This is a genomic window from Paenibacillus cisolokensis, from assembly GCF_050481165.1.
Taxonomy (GTDB): domain Bacteria; phylum Bacillota; class Bacilli; order Paenibacillales; family Paenibacillaceae; genus Paenibacillus_AH; species Paenibacillus_AH cisolokensis.
In genome coordinates this window covers 109,947-128,721 of the sequence record NZ_JBCNFP010000073.1, presented here as the reverse complement: position 1 = coordinate 128,721, position 18,775 = coordinate 109,947, and the positions used below count along the sequence as shown (strand labels likewise).

The 18,775-nt window shown below is 59.6% G+C and carries 14 protein-coding genes; all 14 read right to left on the bottom strand.

Annotated features, from left to right (window positions below; all coding sequences use genetic code 11):
• Positions 1 to 3 precede the first annotated feature (3 nt).
• Complete coding sequence (gene iolG, locus ABEV74_RS12950) at positions 4 to 1,017, bottom strand: inositol 2-dehydrogenase (RefSeq protein ID WP_062492653.1); 1,014 nt, start codon at positions 1,015 to 1,017, stop codon at positions 4 to 6.
• A 52-nt stretch (positions 1,018 to 1,069) separates the two neighbouring features.
• Positions 1,070 to 1,954, bottom strand: a complete 885-nt coding sequence (gene iolE, locus ABEV74_RS12945) for a myo-inosose-2 dehydratase (protein ID WP_430146495.1) — start codon at positions 1,952 to 1,954, stop codon at positions 1,070 to 1,072.
• 23 nt (positions 1,955 to 1,977) lie between these two features.
• The gene (gene iolD, locus ABEV74_RS12940; protein WP_430146493.1) at positions 1,978 to 3,840 is read right to left on the bottom strand and encodes a 3D-(3,5/4)-trihydroxycyclohexane-1,2-dione acylhydrolase (decyclizing); all 1,863 of its coding nucleotides are present in this window, start codon (positions 3,838 to 3,840) and stop codon (positions 1,978 to 1,980) included.
• Positions 3,841 to 4,199: 359 nt separating this feature from the next.
• Positions 4,200 to 5,213 (bottom strand): LacI family DNA-binding transcriptional regulator, encoded by a 1,014-nt coding sequence (locus tag ABEV74_RS12935; RefSeq protein WP_430146492.1) that lies wholly within the window; start codon positions 5,211 to 5,213, stop codon positions 4,200 to 4,202.
• 179 nt (positions 5,214 to 5,392) lie between these two features.
• Positions 5,393 to 6,691 (bottom strand): CehA/McbA family metallohydrolase, encoded by a 1,299-nt coding sequence (locus ABEV74_RS12930; RefSeq protein ID WP_430146490.1) that lies wholly within the window; start codon positions 6,689 to 6,691, stop codon positions 5,393 to 5,395.
• 44 nt (positions 6,692 to 6,735) lie between these two features.
• Entirely contained in the window at positions 6,736 to 7,605 is an 870-nt protein-coding gene (locus ABEV74_RS12925; protein WP_062492649.1) for a carbohydrate ABC transporter permease, read from the bottom strand.
• 8 nt (positions 7,606 to 7,613) lie between these two features.
• Entirely contained in the window at positions 7,614 to 8,489 is an 876-nt protein-coding gene (locus tag ABEV74_RS12920; RefSeq protein ID WP_213531129.1) for an ABC transporter permease subunit, read from the bottom strand.
• A gap of 18 nt (positions 8,490 to 8,507) precedes the next feature.
• On the bottom strand, positions 8,508 to 9,941 hold the full coding sequence (locus ABEV74_RS12915; protein ID WP_430146488.1) for an extracellular solute-binding protein: 1,434 nt from the start codon (positions 9,939 to 9,941) through the stop codon (positions 8,508 to 8,510).
• A 121-nt stretch (positions 9,942 to 10,062) separates the two neighbouring features.
• Entirely contained in the window at positions 10,063 to 11,073 is a 1,011-nt protein-coding gene (locus ABEV74_RS12910) for a LacI family DNA-binding transcriptional regulator (protein WP_062492646.1), read from the bottom strand.
• 317 nt (positions 11,074 to 11,390) lie between these two features.
• Positions 11,391 to 14,714 carry an efflux RND transporter permease subunit gene (locus ABEV74_RS12905; RefSeq protein ID WP_430146486.1) on the bottom strand — a complete coding sequence of 1,108 codons (3,324 nt, stop codon included), beginning with the start codon at positions 14,712 to 14,714 and terminating at the stop codon, positions 11,391 to 11,393.
• Positions 14,715 to 14,740: 26 nt separating this feature from the next.
• On the bottom strand, positions 14,741 to 15,427 hold the full coding sequence (locus ABEV74_RS12900; protein WP_430146484.1) for a response regulator transcription factor: 687 nt from the start codon (positions 15,425 to 15,427) through the stop codon (positions 14,741 to 14,743).
• Complete coding sequence (locus tag ABEV74_RS12895) at positions 15,405 to 16,325, bottom strand: sensor histidine kinase (protein ID WP_430146520.1); 921 nt, start codon at positions 16,323 to 16,325, stop codon at positions 15,405 to 15,407. Before ABEV74_RS12895 ends, ABEV74_RS12900 begins: the two co-directional genes overlap by 23 nt.
• Positions 16,326 to 16,996: 671 nt before the next feature.
• Positions 16,997 to 17,959, bottom strand: coding sequence for a DUF4184 family protein (locus tag ABEV74_RS12890; RefSeq protein ID WP_430146483.1), 963 nt, complete (start codon positions 17,957 to 17,959; stop codon positions 16,997 to 16,999).
• Positions 17,960 to 18,044: 85 nt separating this feature from the next.
• Entirely contained in the window at positions 18,045 to 18,626 is a 582-nt protein-coding gene (lepB, locus tag ABEV74_RS12885) for a signal peptidase I (protein ID WP_430146481.1), read from the bottom strand.
• Between the last annotated feature and the right edge of the window lie 149 nt (positions 18,627 to 18,775).

Sequence of the window (18,775 nt, the reverse complement as noted above, 5' to 3'; positions counted from 1 at the left end):
AAGTTACCGCACCTCGTCCAGCGCGACAGGTCGCCGCTCAAGCAGCGACAGCTTGGCGGCGTGGGCGATCCGTTCCGCCTGCAGCGCGTCGTTCCCGTCCACGGGCGGCTTCGCGCCGTCGCGAACGCATTCGATGAAACGGCGCGTTTCGTCCGCATAGGCCTCCGCATAGCGTTCCAGAAAAAAGTATTTGGGCAAATCCCGGCTCACCGCGCTTGCGGTGCTAAGTTCCGCATTGTTCGGATAATCGTTGCCGGCGGAGGCGCTCCCTTTCGAGCCGAACACTTCGATCCGCTGATCGTAGCCGTACACGGCGCGGCGGCTGTTGTCGATTACGCCGAGCGCGCCGCTCTCGAACCGAAGCGTCGTAATGGCCGTGTCGATGTCGCCGAGCTCGCCGATAACCGGATCGACCAGCACCGCCCCCTGGGCATATACCTCGGCCACTTCGCTGCCGGCCAAATAACGGGCCATATCGAAATCGTGGATCGCCATGTCCATGAACAACCCGCCGGATACGCGAATGTATTCGGGACTCGGCGGGGCTGGGTCGCGTGACGTAATCCGGATAAGATGCGGTTCGCCGACGGCCCCTTCGTCGATCCACCGGCGCACCCGCATGAAATGGCGGTCGAAGCGGCGGTTGAAGCCGGTCTGCAAAATAACGCCGGCGCGGCGCACGGCCTCGAGCGCTTTGGCCGTTTCACGGTAATCGAAGCTGACCGGTTTTTCGCAGAACATATGCTTGCCTCGGGCCGCCCCTTCCACAATGATCGCCGCATGCGTATCCGTCGAAGAGCAGATCAGAACGGCGGCGATATCGGGATCGTCCAGCAGCTCGCGGTAATCGGCGGTGACGCGCGGAATGCCGAGCGAATTCGCCCAGTCGCGCAGCTCGCCGGTCAGCCGGACGTCGGAGACGGCCGCCACGCGCACGGCGGGATTTCGGCTCAATTGCTCGGCGTGCAGGCGGCCGATCCGCCCCGCGCCGATAATGCCGATTGAAACGGACGACATGAGTCATAACCTCGCTTTATACGTATTTTCATGCTGTACTGCTGCACAACGTTTACGGCGTAATGCCGCGAATATATTCCATACATTGACGGGCATAGCGGGTCGGCTCGGCGACAGCCGGGTCCTGCTCGGCCTCGATCAAAATCCAGCCCTCGTAACCCCGTTCATGCAGTTCCCGGTAAATCGGCGCAAAATCGATACTGCCGTCGCCGGGCACCGTAAATACTCCCTGACGCACCGCTTCCCGGAAGCGGAGGCCGTCGCGGCGCGCGCGCTCGAGCACGTCCCGGCGCACGTCCTTCAAGTGAATGTAGCGGATACGGTCATAATAAGTTCGCAAAATGTCGAGCGGATCGCTGCCGCCGTAGTAGGCGTGGCCGGTATCGTAAAGCATATGCACATACGCCGGGTCCGTCGATTCCATCAGCCTGCGGATGTCTTCCCCGCGTTCGATCACCGTCTCCCCGTGGTAGTGATAGACGAGCTCGAGCCCGACAGATTGGCAGTATCGGCCCGCTTCGTTCAACCCTTCGGCAAGATTCCGCCATTGTTCATCGGTAAGCGGCTGTATCGCAACCCGGTTGGAATGCGGATCTTCGAACGCGTCGCCCGTCTCGCAGGCGACGACATAACGGCTGCCCATCGCCCGCAAAAAATCGGCATGCTCCCGAAACGCCCGCATCTCCTCTTCCCGCCGCGAGGCGTCGCGGAACGCCAGCGACTTCCATTGCGCCACGAGCGTCATGCCGTATCGTTCCAGCAACCGCGAAAGCTCGGGAACGCTGCGCGGAAATTTGCGGCAAAACTCCGTCCCTTCGAAGCCGAGCGCCTGCATTTGGGACAGAACGTCGTCCGCCGTATAATGATCGCCGAGATCCGGCATATCCTCGTTTACCCAGTTGATGCCCGAAATGCCGTATTTCACGTTCAAAGCCACCGTTCACTCCCCCTAACGCGTTATCAATACGGCCTGGCGGTTTTCAGTTTCTCCCGCATCGCGCCGTAAGCCGCATGGACTTTCTCCGATTCCGCCACTTCCGCCACATCGACCCGCCACCACGACTCGTAATTGTCCGTACCGGTACCCGGCAGCACTTTGATGTCGACCAGCACGGAACGGGTTTCTGCTTTCGCCGCGTTCAGCGCAGCCCGAAGCTCCTCCGCCGTGCGCGCCCTGAAGGTTTTGGCGCCGAGCGCCGACGCGTGGGCCGCATAGTCGATCGTCAGGCAGTCGCCGCTCAATTGGCCGTCCGCCCCCCGCTCGCGGAATTCGTTGCCGAATCCTTCGCTGCCGTTCGCCCGCTGCAAATTGTGGATGCACTGGTATCCGCCGTTGTCCAGCAGAAGCACCGTAATTTTTCGCCCTTCCTGCAAGGACGTGACCAGCTCGGAGTGGAGCATCAAATAGCTGCCGTCCCCGACGAGCGCGTATACTTCGCCGTCCGGCTCGGCCAGCCGTACGCCGAATGCGCCGGACACTTCATAGCCCATGCAGGAAAATCCGTATTCCATATGGTACGTCTTCGGCTTCTCGCACCGCCATAGCCGGTGAAGGTCGCCCGGCAGGCTGCCGGCGGCGCATACGATCACGTCCCGCTCGTCGACGAATTCATTGATGACGCCGAGCACACGGGTTTGGGCCAGGCCGTCTTCCCGCTCCACCGCATAGAGCCGGTCGACTTCCGCGTCCCATTCCCGCTTCAGCGCCGCCAGCTCGGCCTTGTCGTAGCCGGCCGCGTAGCCGGCCGACCGCAGCGCCTCGCCCAAAGCGGCCAGCGCCTCACGCGCGTCGGCGACAACCGGAATGCCGTCCAGCTTCGCGGCATCCGCCGCATTGACGTTGATGTTCACGATTTCTGCCTGCGGATGGCGGAACGCCGTCTTGGACGCCGTCGTAAAATCGGACAGCCGGGTGCCGACGGCGATAATGACATCCGCTTCCGCCGCGAGCCGGTTCGCCGCCAACGTGCCGGTCGCGCCCACGCCGCCGAAGCCAAGCGGATGGTTCCACGCTATCGCGCTCTTGCCCGCCTGCGTCTCCGCGACCGGTATGCCGAACGATTCGGCGAAGCGGACCAGCTCATCGGTCGCGCCGGAATAATGGACGCCGCCGCCGGCGATCAGGAGCGGCCGGCGCTTGCCGCGGATCAGCTCCGCCGCGCGGGCGACCGCAGCCGGAGCCGCGGGACGACGATCGATCGTATGCACCCGCCCGGCGAAAAACTCCTCGGGGTAATCGTAAGCTTCGCACTGCACGTCCTGCGGCAGGCTGAGCGTCACCGCGCCGGTCTCGGCCGGGTCCGTCAGCACGCGCATCGCGTTCAAGGCGGCTGTCATCAGCTGCTCGGGACGGACGATCCGGTCCCAATATTTGCTGACCGGCTTGAACGCATCGTTGACGGACACGGTGTAATCATGCGTCACTTCGATCTGCTGAAGAACCGGGTCGGGCTGTCTTCCCGCGAAAATATCGCCGGGCAAAAGAAGCAGCGGAATCCGGTTGATCGTTGCCGTGCCGGCAGCGGTTACCATGTTCAGCGCGCCCGGCCCGATCGACGTCGTGCAGGCGAACGTTTCGAGCCGGTTCTTCTGCTTCGCGTATGCGATCGCCGCGTTGGCCATCCCCTGCTCGTTCTTCCCCTGGACAAACAGCATTTCATCCTTGTATTGCTCCAGCGCCTGACCGATGCCGGTTACGTTGCCGTGCCCGAATATGCCCATTACGCCGCGAAAGAACGGACGCCGCTTGCCGTCCACCTCCACATATTGCCTGCTCAAAAAGCGTACGAGCGCCTGGGCCATCGTCAGTCGAATCGTCCCCATCTCCTCCGTCATCCTCCTTTTAAACGTTTTCAAAGATAAACCGCCGGACAAGTCGAATCGGATCGTCCTTGAGACAAGGGGGGGGTTACCGGTTACCCTAACATCAAGCCACTCCCTTCCCGCATGGTCTGGCACGGTATCCGTTGCCGCATTTTACGCAATCCGGTTATTTTGCAAACGTTGTCTTCTTTATAAACTATAAGCGAAACCGTAAAATGATGCTTGAGGTTAACCGCTTACCCTTTAACAATAGCGCCTCTCTCTACCGCTGTCAACATAAAAAATGAGCATCGCGACGATAGCGGCCGCCGCGGCAGCATGCGTCTTATCCGTTCTCCGCAAGCGTGCAGGCGGCCCGGTTACAGGCCGCCCGCTACGGGCGCCGTCGAGCGGCGGACGACAAGCTCCGGCAAAAGCACGAGACGCTGTTTGGTCCGCTTCTCGCCGCGAATTTCCTGAAGCAGCGCATCGAACGCGCGCCGTCCGATATCCTGAATCGGCTGGGACACCGTCGTCAGCGGGGGCGCCGTAATCGTCGCGAGCATCGTATTGTCGAATCCGACGACCGACAGCTGCTCCGGCACCTGAAGACCGCGCTCGAAGGCGGCCTGCAACGCGCCGATCGCCAATACGTCGTTGCAGGCGAACAGCGCCGTCGGCGGCTCGCCGCCGCCCAGCAGACGCGCGGCCGCCTTGCGTCCGCCGTCGACGGTATAGCTTGCTTCGGCGATCAGCGAATCGTCCGCCCCGATGCCCGCTTCGGCCATCGCCTGACGGCAGCCGCGAATCCGCTCGGGACTGCTGGAGGCGCCCAGCTTCTCGGCGATAATGCCGATCCGCCGGTGCCCGAGTCCGACCAAATGCTTCCCGGCCATATAACCGCCCATAAAATCGTCGACCATCACGGTATCGACCGGCAGCGACGGCAGCTCCCGGGAAATCGCGACGATCGGCATCCGCTGTTCGGCCAGCTCCCGCAGCAATCCGTCCTGCCCGGTGCTCGTCGCGATCATAATGCCGTCCACGCATTTTTGCACCATCAGCGACAAATATTTTTCTTCTTTGGACGGGTCGTTGTCGGTGCTGCAGATTAACAGGCTGAAACCGAATTCGTGGCCGCGGTCCTCGACGGCCCGGGCGATCTCCGCAAAATAAGGGTTGGCCAAATCCGGCAGCATCAGGCCGACGGTCGACGTGCTTCTTCTGGTGAGCGCCGCCGCGACCATGCTGGGCTGGTAGCGCAGCTCCTCCATAATTTCGGTTACTCGCTTGCGCGTCTTGTCGCTGATGCGGCCGGTCCCGTTAATCACTTTCGACACGGTCGCGGTCGAAACGCCGGCCGCGCGCGCGACATCGTAAATCGTCGGCTTCATCACTCGTTTCTCTCCCTGTGCGTACGTTCATTTTTTCCGCAACATCAACACCAACATCTTACGATACGACGCACGGGAAAGCAAAATGCGGGGTCGTCGCAAGCCAACCGCAAGCCAACGATGCAGCCGACTTCGCCGATCAAGCCAAGCTTGAACGCCATCGCCGTAATACCCGCGGCTCAAACTTCTTGCGGCTCAAAATAGATCGGGTTCGTGACGGCAGCCAGCAGCACGCGGTCCACTTCTTCGAATTTGCGCCATATTTCGGCGCGAATATACTGCCGCCCCCGTTCATGCCATTCCAGTACCGCGCTCCCGCCGTCCGCGGCGCTTACGGCGATTTCCCGCTCGACGCCGCGATCGCTGATCAGCCGGATCGCGTCTCCTTCGCGCAGGCGCTCCGCGGTGAGGATGACGGGCGGTCGGCCGGAGTCGTCCGCAACCGCGTCGCCGACGATCCGGTCGCCGCAAGCGAGCGAAACGAACGGACCGTCCGGCGCCCAGCTCAGCACGACATGCCCGGCGTCGATGCCTTCCAGTATCCCGTCCACCGTCCGGGAGCGGCCGTAAACCCAAGTCGTCGGATGGGCATGCTTCCGGTACGGGTCGGGACGATGCATGTCGCTGCCGCCGACCGCCACGATGCGCCGCCCCTTTCTCAGCTGTTCGTCCCACCAGTCGAGCGTGCGGCGGTTCGCCTCGTGCCACGGCCCATTCCATATTTCGACGATGCGGAAATCGTCCGAGAACTCCCATTCCCACGGGCAATAATCGCAGTGCGGATGATTGAGGACGATCATGGCACCCCGCTCTCTGGCCGTCCGCAGCTTGTCGTTCACGCCGGCCTGATCGACGGACCGGAAGTCGTCGATCGGCACCTCGACGCCCAGCATGTTGCTGTGGCCGAAATTGGTTGTAAACTCCATTCCGGGAATCATGACGACCGCGGCATCCCGCGGATAGGCGGCATTCTGGCTCGTCGTATTATGATCCGTCATCGCCAGAAAGTCGCAGCCGAGCTCGGCCATAATCGCGGCATTCTCTTCAAGCGTATAACTTCCGTCGCTGTGCACGCTGTGCATATGAAGATCGCCCTTCAGCCATCGCGGCCGTTCCCGTTCGATCGTGATCGACACCGAAACGTCGCAGCCTTCCTGCGGCACCCGGTACGCCCCGAGCAGCACCGCCCAGCCGCCGGCATCGAGCGGACCCGGCGTATAGCCCGGCGTCGCCCGTTCCCGACCGATCTGAAATTCCCGGCGGGCGCCGCCGCTCCAGCCTCGCAACCTGACGGCGTCCCGGACGCCAAGGTCGATAACGGCCGTACGTCCTTGCGCCGTCCCCACCGATATGGAGACGTGCAGCCGCTCGGCCTCCGGCACCATGTCGAACGGAACTTCGATATAACTCCCCTGCTCCGCCGCTTCGATGCGGCGGGTATAGACCTTCTGAACCGGTCCGATTGCTTCGCGGTCCATGCTATTCCTCCTCTTCGCGCTACGGCTCCGGCATGCCGCGGACATCACTCTTTGTTCGCGCCCAGCATAATGCCTTTGACAAAATATTTTTGCACATACGGATAGATGGCGATAAGCGGAATCAGGGCGATCACGATTCCCGCCATGCGGACGTTGGTCGTAATAATAAAGTTGCTCGACGTGGAGTCCGTGTCGACGATAAGCGACTTCAGCGCTATTTGCAGCGTATATTTAGTCTGATCGCTAATGTACAGCAACGCCGGCGTAAACTGGTTCCAGCGGCTGACGAATTCGAACAGCGTCACCGTGGCGAGCCCTGCCGACGCAAGCGGCAAATACATCGTCGCGAATATCCGGAAGTCCCCTGCCCCGTCCATCCTGGCCGACTCCGCCATCTCTCCCGGAATGCTCTGGAAGAAGTTGCGCATAAGCAGCACGCTGAAGCCCGATACGAGTCCCGCGATGATAAGAGACGAAAGCGTATTCAACAATCCGAGATCCCGGTTTACGACATAGAGCGGAATCATGATCGCTTCCCCGGGCACCATCATCGTAATCATAATGAACGATATCATCAGCTTCTTCCCCGGAATTCCCTGCTGGACGAGCACATATCCGGCCATGGAGCTGAGCAGCACATGAGCGGCGGTGCCGACGACCGTGACGATCACGTTGTTCATGAACGGCAAATAAAGCTGCATCCGGTTCCAGACGGTGGTGAAGCCTTCCACGCTGAATTCCTTCGGCCACAGCACGATGCCGGGAGTCATGGATGCCAGATTCGACGAGAAAGCGAGCGCGAACGTATTGAGAAACGGAATGATCATGGAGGACATCAAAAGCAGCATCAGCGCAATGTTTGCGATATCGAAACAGCGGCTTTGCCAGCTCGTATACGGTCGGTTGCGGTTCATGTCAGCGCTCACTCCTCATCGTACCGGATCAGTATCCGGATGACAAACGTTATAATCAGCGTGGCCAATATGACCAGAAATCCGGCGGCGGTCGCCATCCCGATCTGGAATTCCAATATGCCTTTCTGATACGTGTACATCATAATAACATCGACTTTGCCCGCGATAGCGCCGTTTCTCATGACGAAAATCTGGTCGAACATTTTCAGAACGCTCATCACATGCAGCATCAGCACGACTTTCATCGTGGAAACGAGCTGCGGCAGCGTAACGTAGCGGACCAGATGCCACCGGTTGGCCCCGTCGATTCGGGCCGCCTCGTACAGAGACGGGTTGATCGACACGATCGCAGCCAAATAAAGAATGCACGTAAAGCCGACTTCCTTCCATACGGCCGTGAAAACCATAACCGGTCTCGCGTACGCTTCCTGCGACATGAAACCGATCGGCTTCTCCGCTCCCAGGGCAAGCAGCAGCTGGTTGACGATGCCCGTGTCGGGCGACAGCATCATAATCCACATGCCGCCGACGACGACCCAGGAGAACAGATGGGGCAAATAGACAACCATTTGCACGATCTTTTTGAACCAGGAGGCGAACACCTCGTTCAAAAGCAAAGCGAGAGCGATCGGCATAATAAAGCCGATCGCGAGGATGCTCCCGCCGATAATGAGCGTATTGGCAAACGTATCCCAAAACGCGGAATCTTTCAGCACTTGCGCATAGTTATCCAGTCCGACGAACGGCCGGTCGCCGATCAGCCGGAACTGCTGGAAGCTGATAACAAAGCCGCGGACGAGCGGATAGTAGGCAAATATGAGAAAGTAGGCTATGATGGGCAGCATCATCAAATAGACGGCCCGGTATTTCACGATCGCCTTCATGCGAGTCCACCACCTTGATTATCCATCGATCAGACCGTTCGCCTTCAGCTCTTCCCGCATTTTTTTGACCGCATCCGCCGCAGGCATTTGTCCCATAATCGCCTTGAACGAATATTCGTTGATGATCTTCTCGGCGTCCGCCCATCTCGGAGGCGTCAGTTCAAGCGAAGCGTACTTGGCGAGCAAATCCTGCGCTTCCTGAACGCCCGGCAGCTTGCCGAACGGCGGTTCCACGTTTTTGTTGTACCAGAACGGCACGCCGTGGTCCATCGCATGTTCTTTGCCCGTTTGCGTCAGCTCGTATTTGCCGTCCTGCTCCGTGTAATCGTGGTCCTTGATGCCGAGACTGCCGAGTATAATGCCGTCCTTGGAGTGCCACCATTCGATAAATTCGAAGGCCGTCTCCGGATTTTCCGCATTGACCGGAATGACCCATACGTCCGGGTCTCCGCGGCGCAGCATATGATTGCCGTCCGGACCGACGGCGCCCGGCAGCCCTTTTGCCTCGAATTCGGTATTCGGGTCCTGTTCCTTACGGGTATTGTTCAGCATGCCGACCCATGCGTCCCAGTACGTAATCATGCCGACCCGGTCGGTCAGGAACAGATCGCGCATTTTGCCGGTATCGTTCGTGGCGAAATTCGGATCGAGAATGCCTTCCTTGTACAATTTGGCCAACCATTCGTAAATCGGTATCGCGGCATCGGTCGAATACGGCACATCAAGCTTGCCGTCCTTCTCGACATAGCGTTGCTTCAGCCCGGCGGCGCTAAAAAATCCTTGCAGCTCGTACATGCCGGCGGTCGACAGGCCGTACGTATCCTTCTTGCCGTTGCCGTCGGGGTCCTGCTCGACGAATGCTTTGAGCACGGTGTAGTAATCATCCAGCGTCTTCGGCTCCGGCAGCCCCAGCTTCTTGAGCCAATCGTTGCGGACGATCGGCATCGTGCCGCCCTGATATTTGGTGAAGACGCCGTAAATTTCGCCGTCCTTCGTCTCGACCTGCGCCCATTCCTCGGACGGAATGACGTTCGGATCGCTGAGCGTCTCCGAGCCTTTCACCTTATCTGTCAGCGGCGTCAGAATGCCCTGCTCGATAAACGTGTTCATCTTCTCCTTGCTGATTTGCAGCAGATCGAATTTTTCTCCGGATGAAACCGCGGCGAGCAGCTTTTTGTCGTAATCCGAAGCCGGCTTTTCGAGCTTGACCGTAATGCCTGTCAGCCGCTCGATCTCTTTCTCGAACAAGCCGTTCTCTTCCGGCGTTTTACCGCCGATGACGCCCGCCATAATTTTGAGCGTCCGCGCTTCCGTCTTCTCTCCTCCTCCGTTGTCCGCGGTTCCTTCCGTCCCTTGCGTTCCTCCGCTCTTTCCGCCCGCGCAGCCGGCAATCATGGAGCCAAGCAGCGTCGCGGCCAATATGGCGTAAATCGCTTTACGTTTTTTTCGCATCGTGTATAACCCTCCCGAATCGGATAAATAGCCGGCCGGACTGGATGCCGGCGACTTTACAAAACCTAAATAAAGCGCTTTCACATGCGACGTTTGGGACCTGCCCGATCGTGCGGCAAACTCATACAAGCGATTTGCATGAGCTGCGCACGATGAGCTTCGTTTCGATCATTTTTTGCTGCGGCTCGTATTCCGCCATCATGTCCATCAGCAGGCTGGCCGCTTCGATGCCGAGCGTTTCCGCGTACAGCTCGACCGCGGTCAGCTGCGGCTCCATCTCCTGCGCAAGCGTCGCATCATTGTTCAGCGCAATGACCGAAAGCTCGTCAGGAATCGCGATACCCAGCTCTCTTGCCGCCCGGTAGACGCCGAGCGCCACCCGGTCGGTGTCGGTAATGACGGCCGTAAACGACAGTCGTCCCCACATTTCCCGCAGCGCCGAATACCCGTAAGCGGCGGCATTGCCGTAAGCCTCATGGGAATAATAGGCGATCCGGTCGTCGTCCAGCGCGAGTCCCCGTTCCGCGAACGCGCGTCTCAATCCCGCCGCCCGGTCCGAGGCGACGGTCATGTCGCGGATCGTGTTCAGAAACAGGACGGAGCGGTGGCCGAGGCCGAGCAGGTAGCGGCCGACTTCGCAAGCGAGCGCTTCATTGTCGTTATCCACATAGCTGAGCGACCGGTCGTCCGGGTCCGGACGGCCGACGAGAACGATCGGAATGCCCATCTGGCCGTATCGGTCGATTCTCGGGTCCGCCTTGCGCGGATTGAGTAAAATGACGCCGTCCACCGGATCCATCGAAAACGATGTCGGATCGTCATGCTCCGGCAGCGTGTCGAGCAGCACCCGATAGCCATGCTTCGCCAATTGCTTCATCACGCCGTTAATCATCTGGATCTCGAAGCCGCTTAAAGACATGTCGCGCGAGATCGGCATTTTCAGCCCCGCGATCATCGTCTTGCGCGTCGCCAGACTGCGCGCGACGTGATTCGGATAATAGCCGAGCTCCTTGGCAACGGCCAACACCCGTTCCGTCACCTCTTGACTGATCGGTCTTTTTTTGCTGAACACGCTCGATACGGTGCCTTTGGATACGCCCACCGCTTTGGCGACGTCGTCGATGGTGGCCATTTTATCCCCCCCTTTCGCTTTTGCAATTCATTAAAGCGGTTTAACGATCAATCAAAAAAGGTAACCGGTTACCTTGACCGGAAATTAGAAACGGCTTGCGCCGCCTGTTCATTAAACCGGTTTAATGATGTTTCTGCCCCCATTATAACGGAGCGGACGCATCCGATCAATCCTTATTATGTAAATTTGATGTTAAAAATTCGCAAATAGCTTTCGATTCGCCAAAAAGCAGCGCCGCGCCGCATCCGGACGAAGCCGGAACGACGCGGCGCGTGCCGCGAAATTCGGTTCGGCGAACCGCCTTCGCCTTGCAAGGCTTATCTGGCGGCCGCTTCTTTCGCCTGCCGTTTGACTCGGCGGCGGTTAATAAATTCGTATACGACCGGCACGATAATGAGCGTCAGCAGCGTCGAGCTCGTCAGGCCGCCGATGACGGTAATGCCAAGCCCTTTGGAAATGAGCGCGCCGGATTCGAAGCCGAATGCGAGCGGCAGGAGCGCGCCGACGGTGGCGATCGCCGTCATCAGAATCGGACGCAGCCGCGTGCCCGCCGCCTCCAGCAGCGCTTCGCGGACGCCAAGCCCTTCCTTCTCCTTCTGGATCACGCGGTCGATCAGAACGATCGCGTTCGTGACGACGATGCCGATCAGCATCAGCATGCCGATCATTGCCGTTACGCTGATCGTTTCCCCTGCGATCAACAGGCCGACCAGCGCCCCGATGACCGTAAACGGCAGCGAGAACAGAATCGTGAACGGCGTCAGGGCGCCGCCGAACGTAATGACGAGAATCAGGTAAACGATCGCGACAGCGGCCAGCATCGCCAGGCCGAGCTGGGTGAACGATTCGTTGATCTGCTCCGTCACGCCGCCCATCTCGACGGAAATGCCGCCCGGGAGATTCATTTCGTCCACGATCAACTGCACTTCCCGGGAGACGGCGCCGATATCTTTCACCTTCGCTTCCGCCGTTACTTCCGCATAGACGCGGTCATCGCGGCGGGTAATCGTGTTCGGCGATTCGCCTTCCTCGATCGTTGCGACGTCCTTGAGCGATACTTCTATGCCGAGCGGGGTTTGGATTTTGACGTTTTTCAGATCGTCCAGACCGGCATAAGTTCTTTCATCGGCTTTCGGGTAAACGTTCAGCTTCTTGCCGTCCTTCTCGATCGTCGTCAGTACGGGACGTTCCCGCTCCGGACTGAGCGCCATCGCAATATGGCCGGCAGTCAGCCCGTACTGGCTCAATTTCGCCTGATCGGCGACGACGCGGTACTGCCCGTACGCCTCGGACAGACTCGAGTCGACGTTGGCGAGCGATTCATTCTTTTTCAGACGCTCGACGATATCGGCGACGACCGGTTTCAACGTCTCCATGTCAGGGCCGTAGACGAGCAGGGAGAGGCTGTTGCCGCTAAGTCCGCCGCCGGCAAAGTCCATATTTTTCCACTCGCCCTCTCCGCCAAGCTCCTGCAGCAAGCTGACGACCCGGGCCGGTTCGTCGGCAAAATCGGGAAAATCCGGATCGTAATTCAGGTAGAACAGCGCTTGTTTGGATGCGCCAGGACTGAACGGATTTTGCCCGCCCACCGAATATTGCAGCGTCTCGACCCCTTCGCGCACGAGCAGCTTGGCCTCCGCGTCCAGCGCCAATTGCTCGACCTGATCCCGCGTTTCGCCGGGCGCCGGATTGTAGGTGATCATGAGCGATTTCTCCGCACCGCTGTCGATGAAGCTGGTGCCGACAACCGGTACGATGGAGAGGCTGGCGACGAGCAGCACGACGGCTGTGCCGAAGGCGATCGCTTTATGATCGAGCGACCATCGGAGCACGCTTTTGTACCAGCCCGCCAGCTTGCCTTGATGCCCGTCCTCGTCGTGCGCTTTCTGTTTTTTGCCCTGCAGCCCTTTGCGGAACAGCGAGTGGGCCAGCATCGGCACGACCGTGATGGCCACAAGCAGCGAAGCCAGCAAGGCAAAGACGATCGTCAGCGCGAACGGCATGAAAATTTCGCCGATCGGGCCGGACACGAGACCGAGCGGCAGGAAGACCGCGATCGTAACGATGGTCGAAGCCATAATCGGGACGAACATCTCCCGCGTCGCTTCCAGCATCAGCTCCTTGCCGCTCAGCTTCTCGCCGGGCAGCGACATGCGCCGGTAAATATTTTCGATGACGACGATCGAATCGTCCACCACCCGTCCGATCGCCACCGTCATGGCGCCCAATGTCATAATGTTGAGCGTAATGTCCAGCTGGTGGAGCGCAAGCAACGCGATCAGGATCGAAAGCGGAATCGAAACGACCGCGATGATCGTCGAGCGGAAGTTGCGCAAAAACAGCAGGATAATGATGATGGCGAACAAGGCGCCGAGCAGCGCTTTGCTCATCATCGTCTCGACCGACTCCTCGATCGGCTTGCCCTGATCGAAGACGGTAACGGCGGTCAGCCCGTCAATCTCTTCCGACAGCTTTTGCATCTCGTCCTTGACGAGGTTGACGACCGCGACCGTATTGGCGTCTGCGGCCTTCACGATCGCCAGTCCGATCGATTCTTCGCCATTCGTCCGCGAAATCGATTCGGCCTTGCCGACGACGCGGATATCGGCGATTTCGCTCAGCTTGACGGTCGGAATCGCGAGCCCGGCTCCCGCACCTCCCGGTGCGGCTGCTTGGCCGCCGGCCGGCATACCGGCCGCACCGGCCGCGCCTGCAGCACCGGCCGCGCCTGCAGCGCCGGATGGCGCCCCGGCGGCCGCTCCGGCCAAGCCTTGTCCGCCTTCCGCGCCGGGAACGATTCCTTGCGCGCCGCCTGTGGCTCCCTGGCCGGGGACTCCGGCCGCACCGGCTCCCGGCTGTCCTGCCATGCCGCCTTGCGCTTGCCCGGCAGCGCCGGAAGGAATGACCGGAATTTCGATGTTTTTTAGATCTTCCTCGGTGACGATGCTGCCGTCGACAAGCAGCGCCTTCTCCGTATTCCCGAATTCGAAGATGCCGAGCGGGGCCGATATGACCGAGCCTTGCACGATGCCTTTGACGACATCCTCGTTAAGCCCCAGCTCCTTCATCTTGTCGGCTTTGAATTCAAGCTCCGCCTCCTGCACATGCTGACCGGAAATTTGGACGTCGGCGACGCCTTCCAGCCCCTGGATGGCCGGCACGATCCGTTCCTCGACCGTACGGGTCAGCTCCTGCAAGCTTTGCTTGTCGTTCGAAACGCTGAGCGACAGCACCGGGAAGGCGTTCAGGCTGAGCCGTGAAATCGAAGGCTCGCCCGCTCCTTCCGGCAGTTGAACGGAAGCGAGCGCCTCGTCGACCTCGCGCTGCGCCTTTTCCATGTCCTTGTCATAATCGTACTCAATGATAATGGAAGAAGCATTTTCGAACGATTGCGATGAAACGACGGTGACGCCGTCAAGATTGCGCACCCGCTGCTCGATCGGCTCCGTCACGTTCGCCGCCACTTCTTCGGGCGCCGCGCCGGGGTAGACGGTCGTCACGTTGACGATCGGCACGGTAATGTCCGGCATCGTCTCCATCTTCATGTTCAATCCCGCGTACAGACCGGCAAAGGTGACGATAAACGTCATGATCCATAATGCAAATTTGTTGTTCAGCGAAAATCGGATAACGCTTTTCAATTCGGCTCCACTCCTTTATCTCTCGTCTATACTTTGAATCGGTAACCAACGCCCCATATCGTTTCAATATATTGGGGGTTGGACGGTTCCATTTCGATTTTTTCCCGCAATCGGCGGATATGGACGGTGACCGTGGCGATATCCCCGGCCAAATCCATCCCCCAGACCCGTTCGAACAGCTCGTGCTTCTCGAACACCCGATTCGGATGCGAAGCCATGTACAGCAGCAGATCGTACTCCTTGCCGGTCAGGGGCACTTCTTCACCGTTGACGGTCACTTTGCGCGCCGGCTTGTCGATCAGCAAACCGCGGATACTGATCCGTTCGCCTCCGGTCTTCTCGCCGGTCAGCCGCTCGTACCGGGACAGATGAGCCTTTACCCTGGCGACCAGCTCGCCGGGACTGAACGGCTTGGTCAAATAATCGTCTGCGCCGAGACCAAGTCCTCGAATTTTGTCGATTTCATCCTTTTTGGCCGAAACGAGAAGAATCGGAATATTGTTCCGCTGGCGGATTTGACGGCATATGTCGAAGCCGTCGATTCCCGGGAGCATGACGTCGAGCACAATCAAGTCGTATTCCGCCTGCAGCGCCCGCTTGAGCCCGGCGTCGCCTCTCGTCTCGATATCGGCTTCGAAGCCGTGGCTTTCCAGGTAGTCCCGTTCCAACTCCGCGATCGAACGATCGTCTTCAATGATCAGAATCCGTTTCATGACCTCCCCCTGTCTCTCCGGTTTTGCGCAACGTGAACGAAATGATGAGTCCGCCTTCCGGATGATTGGCCGCCGTCACCTTGCCGCCATGGCCTTCGACGATTTGCCTCACGATGGCCAGCCCCAGGCCGCTGCCCCCCGTATCCGGACTGCGTGAGCTGTCCGCGCGGAAAAAATGGTCGAACAGGTACGGCACCGCCTCTTCCGCAAGTCCGGGACCCGAGTCCCGGATATCGACGCGGGCGTATGCGCCCTCCTCGGTCAGCTCGATCTCGATGCGCTTATCGGCCCCGCTGTCCTGGGCGCCCATATACTTTCGGCTGTTATCCAGGATGTTGGCGAATACGCGGCTCAGTTTCTCCGGGTCCGCCATGACCGGGAGAGGTTTCCCGCGCTTCGGCGGGACGAGCACGATGCCTTCCCGTTCCAGATCGAAGCGCATTTCCTCCGTGATCTGCTTCACGTATCCGTTCAAATCGATGACCCGGAAATCGAACGGCACGGCGTGAAGATCGAGCTTGGAATACAGAAACAGTTCGTCGATCAGTCGGTCCATGTCGCTCGCTTTGTGATAGACGGTGCGCAAATATTTTTCCTGTTTTTCCGGCGTATTCGCGATGCCGTCCAAAATCCCCTCGACATAGCCTTTGATCGAGGTGATTGGCGTTTTCAAATCGTGCGAGATATGGGACAGCAGCAGTTTCCGGTTCTCCTCGTACTGCAGGCTCTGATCGATCGAATGTTTGAGCCGGCGCCGCATATGCTCGAACGCCTTGCCGACTTCGCCGATTTCATTCGGCAACGCCGCCGTCTCGATCGGCGTGTTCAGATCCCCCTCCGTCATCCGTTCGGCGGCGGCCTTCAGCTTGTCCAGCGACCGGATGATGCTCCTCGACATCCAATACGTCAGAATGGCGCTGGTCAGCGTAATGACCGCCAGACCGACGATGTTCAAAACATGAAGGATATAAACCGGCACAACGTCGATCCGGCGAAACAGCACCGCCACTCCCGCGCTTCCGTCCGGATAATCGTAAACCGCCCGGTCCACCCGGAACCGGTAACCCCCGAGCTTAACCTTCTGGGGCGGCTTATCGATGAAACGGTACCAGTTCTGCTCCGGGGACAGGTTCTGCAAATACGGCGATACGGCGGCTATTTTCCCGTCTTGAAAAAGGACAAGCCCGGCGAACAGCCCGGCAAGCCGCCGCTGCACGTCATCGAGGTACGTTTTGTCGCGGTACAGCTCGGTATCGCGGCGAAGTACGTAGTCCATCTCCCCGAACACGAGCGCCTGACGATATTCCAGCTCATTGGCCGACATGAACGCCTGGCGCCAATTCCCGTCGTTGACGACGAACAGCACGAAGAGCGACAGCGAGATCAGGAACAGAAACGGAACGATGACCATGGCCAGATACGAGACATACAGTTTTTTACGGATGGACATCGCATCATCCTCGCTATTGGTTGCGCAATATTTTTTATCATAAACGATAATTCTAACAAGATTGCTAACCGTTTCTTACAAAAGTATAAACGTATGAATCGGCCGGATACAACGAAGGGTTAGCGGCGGGCGGCCGTCCCGGAAGCGAGCAGGGAAACGGCGGCAATCGCCCCCGAGAATCCCCACAAGTAGGCGATCCAGAGCGCCAGATCGAGCCGGGGATGAAGCAGCAGCCTATCGGCGGCGGCTTCTTGCGCCAGCTGATAGCCGGCCATGACGAAAAGGAGCATGACGAGTCCGGCCGCTGTCTGCGCCAGCTTGCCGCGGCGCCGTCCCGTCAGCAGCGCGGCCGCCACGAACAACCCGAACAGTGTAGCGGAGAACGGGGTGACAAACCAGATGTTGACGGCCAGCGGGTCGATGGATGTCTCCAGCTTCCGCCACAGCAGCAACGCTGCGGAGGCTGCGCCGATCAGCGGAAAGACGGCGGGAGCAGCCGGGGCTGCCACTGCCGCGTCCGTCCTGCGGACGGATCTTCTCCGCCATTCGGACCAGCGGTATGTAAAATAAAAAAACGCAATCGCCGCCCCGAGCAGCGACAATCCGTATTGGAGCAAATGATAGACCGGTTCTCCCCCCGCCGCCTTGAAGCTCAAATAAGGAATGCGGGATACGAACCAGCCCGTACGGTGCGTCCAGCCGTCAAAAAACAGATGCGTCAGAAAGCCGACGTAGAGCGAAACGAGGAAGCCGACAATCTGCCGCGGAAACGAACGGCGGCGCCGCGGGTAGCGCGCAGCTTCCGCCGCTGCGAACCGGTCGATGCCGCCGATGGCCGGCAGCAGCGAAGGCAGCGCCGGCTTGATGACAAGATGGAACGCAAGCGCGAACGCGGCGGAAAGCGGTAAGCCGATGAGCGCGAAGCCCGCCGTCGAGTGGCCTATGGTGCCGACGGCCTGCAGGGCGACGAAGTATTCCATATCCGGCGCCATGCTGCCGAGAATAAGGCCCGTCACATTGAGACCGGGCGCAAGCTTGCGCAGCGGGGCGGCCAATGCGGCATGGGAGAAAGTGAACGGCATCGCGCGAGTCCCCCTAAGTCAAATTAGTCGAACGGCCGGAACCGGAAAGCCGGACTGCCGGGACCGAAGCCGGCTGCTTCCTCTGTCAATCCAGAGCTCCGAATTGCGAAAGCGGCCACAGCCGGAATACCGCCCGGCCTTCCAGGCTCGACAGCGCAACCGGTCCGAACTCGCGGCTGTCCATACTATGCTCCCGATTGTCGCCCATGACGAAAACATGGCCTTCAGGGACCGTATACGGAAGCTCCATGCCTAGCGGCAGCGTCCTTCCTTTCGCATAAGGTTCCTGCTGCGGAATGCCGTTCAGCACGAGCCTGCCGTCCTTGATCTCGATCGTGTCCCCGGCGACGGCAACGACCCGTTTCACAAGCCGCAGCTCGCTTTCCGGCCCGTTGATGATGACGATATCGCCGCGCTTCGGTTCCACGAACCGGTAGGACAGCTTGTCTTCGATCAGCCGCTGCCCGGCGACGAGCGTATCTTGCATCGAAACGTTCCGGACTACCGTTTGCGCCACCGCGTAATTTTGAATCAGCAGCGATGCGGCAACCGCGACGCCAAGCGTCAAGGCCCATTCCTTCAATTCCTTGCGCCACCGCGAGCGCTTGCCGGCTGCGGCGGGACGGCCCGGCGAGCGGTCCGATCGGCCACCGGGAAATGGATGCACAAGCCCTCTCCTCCTTGTACAAAATCGTACATGCGATATCCTTAATACGATTGAGCCGCCTGTAAAGTTCCAATTTCCGGATGTCTCCCTGTATCGGCCGAATACGGGAATTGCGGGGGAGTGACAATACGGGGACGGTGCGGTAGAGT